The sequence below is a fragment of the Streptomyces sp. NPDC058000 genome (assembly GCF_042886435.1).
Taxonomy (GTDB): domain Bacteria; phylum Actinomycetota; class Actinomycetes; order Streptomycetales; family Streptomycetaceae; genus Streptomyces.
Genome location: NZ_JBHVQS010000022.1, coordinates 74,079 through 86,194, shown reverse-complemented (window position 1 = coordinate 86,194; position 12,116 = coordinate 74,079). Strand labels below are relative to the sequence as shown.

Genomic DNA, 12,116 nt, shown 5'->3' with positions numbered 1-12,116 from the left:
ATATGCGAGTGGGGTCTCTTTTTTCCCCTTTTGGTTTTTTAGACATGTTGGCCCGCGGGGCGGGCCGGGGGCGGGGCGGGGTTGCCGGCCCGGGGGGGGGGGGGGGCGGGGGCCCGCACAACGCGGGTGCACCCCATGATGGTTCCCTGCTTGCGCAATCCCTAAAGTGTTGCTCATGGACGAAATGGACGCGGTGACGGACGTGCGGGCGGACGCGATGCGGTGGGAGGTCGCCGTGCTGTCCGGCGGGCCCGCCGACGGGGTGCGGCTGCGGCTGACCGGCCGGCCGAGCGTGCTTCAGGTGAACCACCCCTGTCGGGTCGAGAACGCCCCGGACGACATGCAGATCGCGGCGCTGCACATCTACCGCCGCGACCTGAAGGTGAAGAGCGAGCCGCTGCGGTACGGCTTCGACGGGGTGAGCCCGTGAAGCGGACCGGGTCCCGGAAGCCCCGAAACCCCGAAACCCTGAAACGGGGCAAGCCCTTGATGAGCAGCCCTTGATGGGCGGTCTTCGATGAGTGGCCCCTGAGGGGCGGCTGTGGTGTGCGGTCCCGGTGTGGCCGGCCCCGCCTCAATGCGCGGGGTTCGGGCCGGCCTCCCGGTCCGCGTGGGCGGCGGCCGGCCGCTCGGTGCCGACGCCGCCGGGCGCCGTGCCGGTGGCGGTGCCAGTGGTGGCGCCGGTGGCGGCCGCGCCGGGCGCCGAGTGGATCGTGCGTGGTGCCTCCGCCGGCTCCTGCGGGCCGGGCGTGTAGGTGGTGGCGGGCGGCGTGCCGCCGTCGTCCTTCATCGCTTTGGCCTCGCTCTTGAGGATGCGCAGCGACTTGCCCAGCGCGCGGGCGGTGTCCGGCAGCTTCTTGGAACCGAAGAGGAGAATCACCACGAGCGCCACGATCAGCAGGTGCCAGGGTTCCAGTCCGTTGCGCAGCATCGCTGCCACCCTTCTCTCGTTGTCACCACGGTCGGTCTTCGCGGCCGCGGTCGTGGGGACCCGGCCGGAATTTCACTTGCTACATTGCGCAACTGTATAACCCTGGGCAGGGGGGATCCGTCTGCCGGCAGGAAAACGCACGGACGAGGGTGCACACGTGACACGCAGCCACGCGGCAGGGGCCGCACACGGAGGCGGCCAGGGGGGCGGGGACGGCCTCGTCCGGGGAGCGCGGCGCGGGGTCCGGATGGCCGCCGCGCTGACCCTCTCGATCCTGGTGCTGCTGGTCGCCGGAACCGGCTGGCTCTACCTCCAGCTCAACGGGGACATCACCACCTTCGGCGCGGACGGCCTCAGCCAGGACCGGCCCGCCGCCGGCGCCGGCGGCAGCAACGTCCTGGTCGTCGGCTCCGACTCGCGAGCCGGCGCCAACCGCCGGCTCGGCGGCGGAGAGGGCGACGTGGGGCGCTCCGACACGGCCTTCCTGCTGCACGTCTACGGCGACGGCCGGCACGCGCTCGCGGTCTCCTTCCCCCGCGACGCCCTCGTGGAGATCCCGTCGTGCCGGCTGCCGGACGGGAGCTGGACCCCGCCGCGGTCCGGCGCGATGTTCAACTCCGCGTTCACCGTGGGCAGCACGGTCAAGGGCAACCCCGCCTGCACCCAGAACACCGTGGAACAGCTGACCGGGCTGCGGGTGGACCACACCGTCGTCGTCGACTTCGCCGGCTTCGCCGCGCTGACCACCGCCGTCGGCGGGGTACCCGTCTGCCTGCCCCAGGACGTCTACCAGGGGGACCTCAACCCGAACCTGGGGTCGCGCGGCGCGCTGGTCTTCGCCCGGGGGCCGCAGACCGTCTCCGGTCAGCGGGCACTGGACTACGTCCGGCTCCGGCACGGCCTCGGGGACGGCTCCGACATCGGCCGGATCAAGCGCCAGCAGGCGTTCACCGCGGCGCTGGTCAAGAAGGTCAGGGCCCGGGGCATGAACCCGTCCGCGCTGCTCCCGCTGGCCCGGGCGGCCACCGCGGCCCTGACCGTCGACCCGGGGCTGGGCTCCGCGGACCGGCTCCTGGGCTTCGCCCTGGCGATGAAGGACATCGACCTGCACAACACCAAGTTCCTCACCGTGCCCTGGCGTTACCAGGGCGCCCGGGTCGCGGTCGTCCACCCGGACGCCGACGCGCTCTGGGCCGATCTGCGCGCCGACCGCACCGTGGACGGCCAGGACGCCGGCGGTACCGCCCGCCCCGGCGCGACGGACGACGGCAAGGCCGCCGCGCCCGCCGCCCCGACGCCGACCGCCGCGCCGCCCGGCACCGGCATCGGCGTCGCGGTCTACAACGGGACCACCGTCCCGGGGCTCGCCGCGCACGCCGCCGCCGAGCTGCGGGCGGCCGGTTTCACCGTCCTGCGCACCGCCACCGCCGGCTCCCAGCAGTACGCCGCCACCGTCGTCGGGTACGGCCCCGGCCGAGAGGGGCAGGCGCGGACGGTGGCCCAGTATTTCCCCGGCGCGGTCCTCCAGCAGGCCACCGCTCCCGGCGTCGGCGTCACCCTCGGCCGGGACTACGCCGACCGGCCCGCCGGCGGCGCCGGCACCCCGGCCGTGCCGCCGGAGCACGGGGGTGCTGCCGCGCGCTCCGCGGACGACGACCCTTGTTCCGATCTCTCGTACGGTTAGCCGGAGCGCACCTTGCGGCGGTCACCGGCACCGGTACGTCACTTGTCGCCCATGTCCCCTATGTCGCCATGACGTTGAGGAGAAGATCAGCCCCATGACAGCCCTTCGCCGGCCCACGCCCGGCGTTCTGCCCAGAGCTCTGCCCAGAGTTCTCACCGGCTTCCTGCTGGCGGCCCTGATGCTGCTCGTCGGGGCGGCCGTCCTGCCCCAGCCGGCCCACGCGGCCGGCACCGGCCTGGACGCCGTTGCCGAGGCCCTCAAGAAGAGCCCGGTCTACGTCGACCCGCGCGTCCGCGACCAGCTCCCGGACGCCGACCGGAACGCGCTCGCGCAGAAGATACGGGACGCCGACAAGCCGGTCTTCGTCGCCGTCCTGCCGGACGCCCCGGAGTTCCCCAGGCCGACCCTGCTGCGGGACCTGCGCACCAAGGTCGGCATCACCGGCGTCTACGCCATCCACATCGGCGCCAACGGCTTCAACGCCGGGGCCGACCCGCAGGTGCTGTCCCACAACGCGGCCGGCAACCTCACGGACGCCGTGCGGGGGTCCCACCGCGGCGACACCAAGGGCATGGTCACCGAGTTCGCCCAGCAGGCCGCCGCACAGGCCCACGGCGCGGCGCCCACCGCCTGGAACGAGGGCGAAGGCGCCGGCGGCTCCGCCACCGGACTGCTCATCGGCGGCGCCGTGGTGGTGGCCGGCGGCGTGGGCGCCTACGCCCTGTTCCGCCGGGCCAAGAAGCAGCGCGAGGAGCGGGAACGCGCCGAACTGGAGGCGCTGCGGGTGGTTGTCGACGAGGACATCACCGCCTTCGGCGAGGAACTGGACCGCCTCGACTTCAGCCCGTCCGAGCCCGACGCCACCGACGCCATGCGTACCGACTACACCAGCGCCCTGGACGCCTACGACCTGGCCAAGACGCGGATTGCCGAGGCCCGCCGCCCCGAGGACGTCCGCCCGGTGACCGTGGCCCTGGAGGACGGCCGGTTCGCGCTGGCCACCCTGGCCGCCCGCCGGACCGGCGCCCCGCTGCCCGAGCGCCGGCTGCCCTGCTTCTTCGACCCGCGGCACGGCCCCTCCACCGCCGACGTCCAGTGGGCCCCGCCCGGCGCCGCCCCGCGCCCGGTCCCGGCGTGCGCCGCCGATGCGACCCGGCTGGCCGACGGCCTGGAGCCGATGGCCCGCACCGTCCAGACCCCGGGCGGCCCGCAGCCCTACTGGGACGCCGGACCGGCGTACTCCCCGTGGGCCGGCGGCTACTTCGGCAGCGGCAGCGTGCTCACCGCCATGGTGGCCGGCACCCTGCTCGGCTCGGTGCTCAGCGCCCCCAGCGCCTACGCCGACTCCGGGTCGTTCCTCGACGGTCCCGAGGGCGGCAGCCAATCCGGCGCCGACTTCAACCCCGGGGACTTCTCGGGCGGCTTCGGCGACGGAGGCGGCTTCGACGGCGGAGGGTTCGACGGCGGCGGCGACTGGTGAGCCGCCCGACCCGATAGCGTTCCGACACCCACGAGGGCGTGTCCCGCGGATCAGCTCGACGATCCGCCGGGCACGCCCGCGTCGCTCTCCCGGCGCGCGTACCGCATCCGGGCGAACGCCAGCGCCGCCCCGTAGAGCGTCAGGACCACCGAGAGCAGCAGGTAGTACAGCGGCGGCGGCGCCGACATGGCCAGCAGCGGCGCCAGCGGTGAGACCGGCAGCAGCAGACCGACCACCGCCAGTGCGGTCACGGCCAGGTGCACCGGGCCCACCGTCCGCCGTTCCGCGGCCCGTCGCCCGGTGCGCAGCAACAGCATCACCATCCCCTGGGTGAGCAGGTTCTCGGTGAACCACCCGGCGTGGAACATCGTCGGACTGTCCGTCCCGGCCGTGACCTTCGCGGCGAACGCCAGCACCCCGAACGTGGCCAGGTCCGCCATGGCGTTGATCAGGCCGAACACGGTGATGAAACGGAGGAAGACCCGCGGCCGCAGCACCGCCGGTCGACGCGCCGCACCCACCGCCGGCTGGTCGAAGGCGAGCGAGAGCTGCGCCGCGTCGAAGCACAGGTTCTGCACCAGGACCTGCGCCGGGAGCATCGGCAGGAACGGCAGCAGCAGTCCCGCAGCCAGCATCGCGATCACGTTGCCGAGGTTGGACGACAGGGTGATCCGCAGATAGGCCGAGATGTTGCCGCTGGCGTGCCGACCGGCGGTGATCGCCCGGTCGATCGCGGTCAGGTCCTTCTCGGCCAGCACCACGTCGGCGCCCTCCCGCGCCACCGGTACCGCCCCGCGGGGGCAGATCCCGACGTCGGCCGCGTGCAGCGCCGGCAGGTCGTTGACCCCGTCGCCCAGGAACCCGGTGGTGTGCCCGTCCGCCCGCAGTGCCGTCACGATCCGGGCCTTGTCCTGCGCCGTGCACCGCGCCACGACCGTGGCCCGCCCGACCGCCTCCGCCAGCGCCGGCCCCGCCAGCCCGGCGAGCCGGCCGGCGGTGAGCACCTCGCCCGGCGGCAGCCCCAGGTCCCGGCAGGCCCGGGCCGCGGTCCCGGGATGATCACCGGTGAGCACCTTCACCGCCACCCCGCGCTCGGTCAGCACCCGCAGGGCGTCCGCCGCCGACGGCGCCAGTGCGTCGCTCAGCGCCACGAAGCCGACGAAGGTCAGCCCCCGCACATCCCCGTCGGTGTACCCGCCGAGCCGGGGCCGGCGGTCGCCGCGGGCCACCGCCAACAGGCGCAGGCCGCCGGCCGCCTCCTCGGCGGCACACCGCAACAGCCGCTCCCGGGCCGCCTCGTCCAGCACGGTCTCCGCCCCGCCGGTCCACACCCGCCCGCACCGGGCCAGCACGTCCTCCACCGCGCCCTTGACGACCAGGGTGTGGGTGCCGTGCTGCCCCGGGCGGCGGATCACCGCCGTGGACATCCGCACCGTCGGGTCGAACGGCAGCGCCGCGATCCCGTCGTACTCCAGCGGATCCGCGCCCTGCTCCTCCGCGGCCACCAGAACCGCCTCGTCCAGCGCGTCCGGCACCGGAAGTTCGGCCAGCTCGATCGTCCAGAAGCTGTTCACCGCGGCCCAGTGCAGGACCTCCGGATCGGGTGCGCCGTCCGGGCCCGCGGACCGCGCCACGACCGGCCGGTCCTGGGTGAGGGTGCCCGTCTTGTCCAGGCACAGCACGTCGATCGCGCCGAGGTCGTGCAGCGCGGGCAGCCGCTTGACGATCACGCCGCTGGTCCGGGCCAGCAGGGCGGCGCCCCGGGCCAGCGCGGTGGTCACGATCACCGGCAGCATCTCCGGCGTCAGTCCCACCGCCACCGCCACCGCGAACGGCAGCGTCTCCAGCCCCCGCCCGCGCAGCGCGGCATTGGCCATCAGCACCAGCGGCGGGGTCAGCAGCATGAAGCGGATCAGCGTCCAGGCGATGCCGTGCACCGACCGGTCGAAGGCGGTCTCGCCGCGCCGCCGGGCCCGCCCGCGGTACGCGGCCGCGAACCGGGTGTCGGCACCCGTCGCCACCACCAGAGCGGTCCCGCTGCCGGTCGCCACGCTGCTCCCCTGGAAGCACATGTGCGGCGGCTCGGACGCGTCCGGGTCCGCGCCGGGCGGGGCGTCCAGGGCCTGCTTCGGCACCGGCGCCGACTCCCCGGTCAACGCCGCCTGATGGACCGTCAGCCCACTGGCGCGCAGCAGCCGGACGTCCGCCGGCACCAGGTCGCCGGGGCCCAACCGCACCACGTCACCGACCACCAACTGGTCGACGGGGACCTCCCGCACCTGCGGTGCCTCGTCCTCGCCCGGCCGGCGCTGCACCGCCGAGGTGGTGGCGACCAGCTCCTGCAACGCCACCATCGCCCGGCCGGCCTGGTGCTCACCGCCGGACCGCAGCGCGCAGCTGACCACCACCAGCGTCAGGATCACGCAGGCCGTGCCCCAGGACGCGACGGCCGCCGAGACCAGCCCCAGACACAGCAGCACCGTGGTGAACGGATCCCGCAGCGCGCCCAGGAAACGCCGCGGCCAGGACACCGGCCGCCACGACGGCACGGTGTTCTCCCCGAACCGGGCCAGCCGCTCCTCGGCCTGCGCGTCGGTCAGCCCACGCGGCCCGCTGTCCAGCCGCCGCATCAGCTGCAACGCCGTCAGCGCCGCCGGTTCCACCGCCCCTGCCGCACCCGAGGGCTCCGCCGTACCCGCGCGCACCGCATCGGCGTCCGGGGGCACCGGGCCGGCCCCGGGCGCCGCGGTGATCTCAGGCACCGAGCTGACGCAGGCGGGCCGGCGACACACCCTTGCTGCGGGCGGTGAGTTGGACGACGAGCTTCCGCGTCACCGCGACCGTCTCGGGGTCGTCGACGAAGTACACCACTCGTCGGCCCTCGCGGCGGGAGCGGACCAGGCCGGCCAGTTTCAGCTTGGACAGGTGCTGGCTGATCGCGGGCAGCGCGCCGCCGACCCGTTCGGCGAGTCCGCTCACGTCACTCTCGCCCTGGGCCAGTGCCCAGACGATGTGCAGCCGCGGGGGAGAGGCCAGCAGTCCGAACAGCGCGGCCGCCTCGGCCAGCACCTCGGCGGACGGGTCGGCCGGTGTGGCCTTCCCCTCGATGCTCCTCACCACTGCCGCACTCCGTCCCTTTGGGAGCCCCTTGCCCCGGAGCGCCCAGTGTAGGCGGCGCGCCGGATCCGCCGGCAGGCCGAAGCCCGGTGCCGAACAGGTGCATGAGGGGTGCCCGGCCGGCCCGCGACCCGCATGATGGCGCCAGTACCCGACCGGCCCCCACGGGCGCCCCCCCACCCCGCGAGGTCTGCTCATGGAAGAGAGCCGGTCCGTCCCGGGCGGCCGGGCGGTGCGGACGGCACCGGCGCCCGCCCACCGCCCGCCCGCCGCCCCGCGGTCCCCGCTCCGCCCGCTGCCCTGGCTGGCCCTCACCGGCGCGGCGTTCACCCTCCTCCAACTCGTCCTGGTGGTCCCCGGCACCGGCCTGGGCTGGGACGAGACCGTCTACGCCAGCCAGGTCGCCCGGGACGTACCGGCCGCCTTCTTCAGCGCCCCCCGGGCCCGCGGCATCACCTACCTCATCGCCCCGGTCACCGCCCTGACCTCCTCCACCACCGCCCTACGGCTCACCCTCGCCGTCCTGTCCGGCGTCGGCCTCTGGGCCGCGCTGCGGGTCTGGCGGCCGCTGCTCCCCGCCCGGGTGCTGGCCCTGGCCGGCGCGCTCTTCGCCACCCTCTGGATCACCCTCTACTACGGCCCCCAGGCCATGCCCAACCTCTGGACCGCCTACGGGGCGCTCGCCGCCACCGGCTGCTTCCTCCGCGCCGTACAGGACCGCACGGACCGCCGGGCGCTCGCCGGGCTCCCGTTGGCCGTCGCGGTGGTCGCGCTGATGCGCCCGCCGGACGCCGGCTGGCTGGTGCTCGTGCCGGCCGCGGCGGCCCTCGCGGTGCCCCGGTGGCGGCGCCCCGCACTGGTCCTGCTGATGGCCGGCGGGCTGCTGCTGGGCGCCGCGGACTGGGTCATCGAGGCGTACACCCGCTACGGGGGCCTGTTCGCCCGGCTGCACCGCGCCGCCGAGATCCAGGGCGGCATCGGCTGGAATCTGGCCGTCGACGACCAGATCCGCAGCCTGGACGGCCGGGGGCTGTGCCGGCCCTGCGACGTGCCGTGGACCCATCCCGTCACCGCCGTGTGGTTCTTCGCGCTGCCGCTCCTCACCGCCGTCGGCGTACGGGCCGCGGTCCGGGCCCGGCGCCCGGCCACCGCCCTGCTGCCCACCGCCGTCGCGCTGGCGACCGCGGTGCCGTACCTCTTCCTCATCGACTACGCCGCACCCCGCTTCCTGCTGCCCGCCTACGCGCTGCTGTCCCTCCCCGTGGCCGACGGCCTGTGGCGGCTGGTCGCCCCCGGAGGCCGGCTCCGGCCGCGCGCCACCGCCCTCCTCGCGGCGGTGCTCGCCGCCCACCTGGCCGTCCAGTGCGCCGTGCTGACCGGCAACACCGCCCGCAACCGCCACATGCGGCAGGACTTCACGGCGGCCGCCACCGCCCTGCACGCCATGGGGGTGCGGCCGCCCTGCGTCCTGTCCGGCGACCACGCCGTCCAACTCGCCTACTACGCCGGCTGCGCCTCCGAGCAGACCGCCGGCCCCGACGCCAGCGCCACCCCGCGGGAACTGCGCGCCGAGGCCGCCCGCCGGCCCGTGGCGCTGCTCGTCCCACCGTCCGCCGCCCCGCCCGCCGTCGCCCGCGGCTGGCGGCCCGTGCCGCTGGCCGACACCGGCACCTTCCGCGGCTACCGCGCCTACCTCCCGCCCGCCCCACGGACCCCCGCGCCGGCCACCCGGTGACGCCCCGGCGTACGCCCCGCGTACGGTCGTACACCCAGAATTCATCCGCTCTCCGCCCGCTGGTGCGGACCGGTGGCTTCCGCACCGTGTTTGATCGAAGGCGCGGGGAGTGACCCCACCACTCCACCGCGTCAGCCCTCCGCACCAGCAGTCCCGGAAGTGGGCCCATGAGCGCGAGCAGCACCGGCCACGCCGAACGGGCGCGGCTGCGCGCCGCCGAGGATGCCGCCGAGCGGATCGGCACCACGCTCGACGCCCGCACCACCTGCGCGGAACTGGCCCGGTTCGTCTGCCGGTCGCTGTGCGACGCCGCCGCGGTGGAACTGCTCCCCGACGACGCCGAGGACGGGCGTTCCCCGAGCGCCCGGCACCCCGGCGCGCACCCGGCCACCGCCGGGGCCACGGCGGCGCTCCACCAGGTCGCGGCCGAGGGCCGTACCAGCCTCCTGGAACCGGGCGGCCCCAGCGCGCCGGCCCCGGTGTCGGTCCCGCTCCTGGCCCACGGCCACCTCTACGGCGTGCTGCGCGCCGTCCGCGCCGGCGGCGGCTTCACCGCGCACGAGACCGCCACCCTCCACCACGCGGCGCGCCTGGCGGCCGTCCACCTCGCGCACGCCCGCCGGCACGCCGCGGCCCGGCGCACCGCACTGGACCTCCAGCGCGCCCTCCTCGCCGACCCCGGCCGGCCGCACCCCAACCTGGAGCTCGCCACCCGCTATCTGCCGGCCGACAGCGGGGCCCTGGTCGGCGGCGACTGGTGCGAGACGGTACGGCTCCACTTCGGGCGGACCCTGCTGGTCATGGGCGACGTCATGGGCCACGGTCTGGAGGCCGCCGTGGAGATGAGCGCCTACCGCTCCGCCCTGCGCTACGTCGCCTCGGCCGAGCTGCCGCCGCACCGGGTGCTGCGCCAGCTCGACGCCGTGGTGGCCCGGGACGACCGCCGCCGCCCGGCGACCTGCCTGTTGGCCCAGCTCGACCCGGCCCGCGGGATCGCCGCGTTCGCCAGCGCCGGCCACCTCCCGCCGGCCGTCTTCGGCGCCGACGGCACCGCCCGGCTGCTGCCGGTACCGGCCGGCCCGCCGCTGGGCACCGGCGCCGGCGGCTACACGCTCGTCACCCGCGCCCTCACCCCCGCCGACACCCTGCTGATGTTCACCGACGGCCTGGTCGAGCGGCGCGGCGAGGACATCGACGTCTCCCTCGCCCGGCTCGCCGGGATGCGGCTGCCCGCCCGGGCCGGCCCGGCCGACGTCCTCGACGAGGTGCTGGTGCGCCTCGGCGGCCGGTTCGCGGAAGACGACGTGGCGGTGCTGGCAGCGCGGATCCGCCGCCGGTGACCGGGCCCGGACACCCGGATACGGATCCCCCGGCTCCGGTAACCCGGCTCCGGTTCCCCGGCTGCGGTCACCCGGAGTCGGGCTCCGGCGGCCGGGTGATCGCGATCATCGCGACGTCGTCGCTCAGATTGCCGTCCGCGTAGCGCAGAAGATCGTCGTGGAGGCGTCGGACCAGCGCGGCCGGATCGGGTTCGTTCCACTGGGCCAACCGGTCGGTCAGCGGATAGAACGCCCCCGAGCGGTCCCGGGTCTCGATCACGCCGTCGGTGTAGAGCAGCAGCACCTCGCCCGGTGCGAACGTGAAGCTCTCCACCTTGTAGTCGCTCTCCGCCGGAGCCGTCAGACCCAGCGGCACCGCCGGCTCGGCGACCTCCAGCGACCGGATCCACCCGTCGCCCAGCAGGAGCGGCGGGGGGTGCCCGCAGTTCACCATCTCGATGGCCGGATCGTCGTCGTGGACGTCCAGGACCAATGCGGTGACGAAGGACTCCAGGTCCTCCTCGGGGGCGTGCGCCAAGTTCCAGTGCACCGAGTTGCCCAGGTGCGCCACCATCGCGGTCAGGGGGAGGTGCCGGTAGGCCGAGCCCCGGAACGCCCCGACCAGCACCGCGGCCTCCCCGATCGCGGCCAGCCCCTTGCCGCGGACGTCCCCGATCACCATCCGGGTCCCACCGGGCACCGGCACCGCCCCGTAGAGGTCGCCGCCGATCTCGGCCTCGGCCTCCGCGGAGATGTAGGCCGACTCGATCCGCAACCGCCCGATCCGGTGCGGCAGCGGCCACAGCAGCACCTGCTGGGCCGCCACCGCCACCGACCGCACCTGGCCCAGCTGCCGTTGGTGCCGATCACGGGCGTAGCGGAAGAGCGTGACCAGCACCGAGATCACGAGCAGGGCGGCGATCTGCGCCTGGTGGTTCGCGGTCGTCAGCCCGCCGTGCAACTGGCCGATGAGGATCTGGGCGGCCACCGCCAGGGCACCGATGGCGCCGGTGAGGCCGGGCCCGGCGAACGAGGCCGTGATCGCCGGCGCCGCCACCAGGAACGGGCCCAGGTGGATGGTGGTGGGCGTGCTGATGTCCAGCACGGTGATCGCCACGATCAGCGCGAGCGGAATGGCGAGCAGCCCGTGGCTCAGCCGCCAGGGCCGGCCGCTGCGGGGGAGATCGCGCTGTACGCGCATACCTCTTCTCTACACCTGCGACGGCCCCCGCGCCCCCAGGGCCGGTCCGGGCCGGTCCGGTGGATCACGGTCGGACCGGCCCCAGGGCCGCCGCGGCGCGGGATCAGAGCGTCACGGTCCGGCGCGCATCGGCGTAGTGGGCGCCGCGCGGGGTGACGACGCCGGCCGCGACGGTCACCCGGTCCTTCTTGTGGAACGCCGCACCGGGCTTGGGGTGCAGGACCAGGCGCGCCCGGTGCACCCGGGCGTCGCACACCAGCTTCTTGTTGGCGAGGGTCCCGGTGGCCACGGCCGGGCGGTGGCCCTTGGCGGGCCGGCTCGTCGCGGTCGCGGCGAGGTGCACGTCCGACCCCGGGTCGCAGGAGTAGGCGATATCGGCCGTGACGACCGCGGGGCGCCCGGCGCCGAGCGCGACCTTCCCGACGGCCACCGAGTTGGCCTTGGCGACGGCCGGGGAGGCCAGCGCGCCGACGGTGCCGGCGGCGAGCAGCAGGGCGGTGACGGCGGTGCCGGCGACCCGGCGGACCGGACGGGCTGGCTTCACGGGGGTTCTCCTCCACGAGTGCGGGGTGCGCGCGGATGGCGCGGCTGTCGTCGGGAGGGATGGTGATTCCCGCCGCCCGGTTGCCGGCGGGGACCGCCGGGTTCC

The 12,116-nt window shown here is 75.4% G+C and carries 10 protein-coding genes; 5 read left to right on the top strand and 5 right to left on the bottom strand.

Features of this window, described 5'->3' with window-relative positions; all coding sequences use genetic code 11:
* The first annotated feature begins 175 nt into the window (after window positions 1-175).
* Window positions 176-430 carry a hypothetical protein gene (locus ACFVT2_RS22070; protein WP_390020386.1) on the top strand — a complete coding sequence of 85 codons (255 nt, stop codon included), beginning with the start codon at window positions 176-178 and terminating at the stop codon, window positions 428-430.
* Window positions 431-574: 144 nt separating this feature from the next.
* On the opposite strand, the gene tatA is transcribed toward ACFVT2_RS22070, so the two are convergent.
* Entirely contained in the window at window positions 575-931 is a 357-nt protein-coding gene (gene tatA, locus ACFVT2_RS22065; RefSeq protein ID WP_390020384.1) for a Sec-independent protein translocase subunit TatA, read from the bottom strand.
* A gap of 247 nt (window positions 932-1,178) precedes the next feature.
* Between tatA and ACFVT2_RS22060 the strand changes: the two genes are divergently transcribed.
* Entirely contained in the window at window positions 1,179-2,615 is a 1,437-nt protein-coding gene (locus tag ACFVT2_RS22060) for an LCP family protein (protein ID WP_390020487.1), read from the top strand.
* Between the two features lie 94 nt (window positions 2,616-2,709).
* Window positions 2,710-4,095, top strand: a complete 1,386-nt coding sequence (locus ACFVT2_RS22055; RefSeq protein ID WP_390020381.1) for a hypothetical protein — start codon at window positions 2,710-2,712, stop codon at window positions 4,093-4,095.
* A gap of 50 nt (window positions 4,096-4,145) precedes the next feature.
* Here the strand turns inward: ACFVT2_RS22055 and mgtA are convergent, their stop codons facing one another.
* A complete protein-coding gene (gene mgtA / locus ACFVT2_RS22050; RefSeq protein WP_390020378.1) occupies window positions 4,146-6,857 on the bottom strand; it encodes a magnesium-translocating P-type ATPase in 2,712 nt (903 codons plus the stop codon).
* Entirely contained in the window at window positions 6,850-7,215 is a 366-nt protein-coding gene (locus ACFVT2_RS22045) for an ArsR/SmtB family transcription factor (RefSeq protein ID WP_390020376.1), read from the bottom strand. Before ACFVT2_RS22045 ends, mgtA begins: the two co-directional genes overlap by 8 nt.
* Window positions 7,216-7,408: 193 nt before the next feature.
* Between ACFVT2_RS22045 and ACFVT2_RS22040 the strand changes: the two genes are divergently transcribed.
* Window positions 7,409-8,947: a hypothetical protein gene (locus tag ACFVT2_RS22040; RefSeq protein ID WP_390020374.1), complete on the top strand. Its 1,539-nt coding sequence runs from the start codon at window positions 7,409-7,411 to the stop codon at window positions 8,945-8,947.
* 167 nt (window positions 8,948-9,114) lie between these two features.
* Window positions 9,115-10,287: a PP2C family protein-serine/threonine phosphatase gene (locus ACFVT2_RS22035; protein WP_390020372.1), complete on the top strand. Its 1,173-nt coding sequence runs from the start codon at window positions 9,115-9,117 to the stop codon at window positions 10,285-10,287.
* 67 nt (window positions 10,288-10,354) lie between these two features.
* Here ACFVT2_RS22035 and ACFVT2_RS22030 read toward each other — a convergent pair whose 3' ends face one another.
* Window positions 10,355-11,467, bottom strand: coding sequence for a PP2C family protein-serine/threonine phosphatase (locus ACFVT2_RS22030; protein WP_390020369.1), 1,113 nt, complete (start codon window positions 11,465-11,467; stop codon window positions 10,355-10,357).
* Between the two features lie 103 nt (window positions 11,468-11,570).
* Window positions 11,571-12,011 carry a hypothetical protein gene (locus ACFVT2_RS22025; RefSeq protein ID WP_390020367.1) on the bottom strand — a complete coding sequence of 147 codons (441 nt, stop codon included), beginning with the start codon at window positions 12,009-12,011 and terminating at the stop codon, window positions 11,571-11,573.
* Between the last annotated feature and the right edge of the window lie 105 nt (window positions 12,012-12,116).

Excerpts from the sequence above, each read along its gene's own strand:
- ACFVT2_RS22070 (WP_390020386.1), top strand. The coding sequence starts at position 176 with ATGGACGAAATGGACGCGGTGACGGACGTGCGGGCGGACGCGATGCGG.
- tatA (WP_390020384.1), bottom strand. The coding sequence starts at position 931 with ATGCTGCGCAACGGACTGGAACCCTGGCACCTGCTGATCGTGGCGCTC.
- ACFVT2_RS22060 (WP_390020487.1), top strand. The coding sequence starts at position 1,179 with ATGGCCGCCGCGCTGACCCTCTCGATCCTGGTGCTGCTGGTCGCCGGA.
- ACFVT2_RS22055 (WP_390020381.1), top strand. The coding sequence starts at position 2,710 with ATGACAGCCCTTCGCCGGCCCACGCCCGGCGTTCTGCCCAGAGCTCTG.
- ACFVT2_RS22040 (WP_390020374.1), top strand. The coding sequence starts at position 7,409 with ATGGAAGAGAGCCGGTCCGTCCCGGGCGGCCGGGCGGTGCGGACGGCA.
- ACFVT2_RS22035 (WP_390020372.1), top strand. The coding sequence starts at position 9,115 with ATGAGCGCGAGCAGCACCGGCCACGCCGAACGGGCGCGGCTGCGCGCC.
- ACFVT2_RS22030 (WP_390020369.1), bottom strand. The coding sequence starts at position 11,467 with ATGCGCGTACAGCGCGATCTCCCCCGCAGCGGCCGGCCCTGGCGGCTG.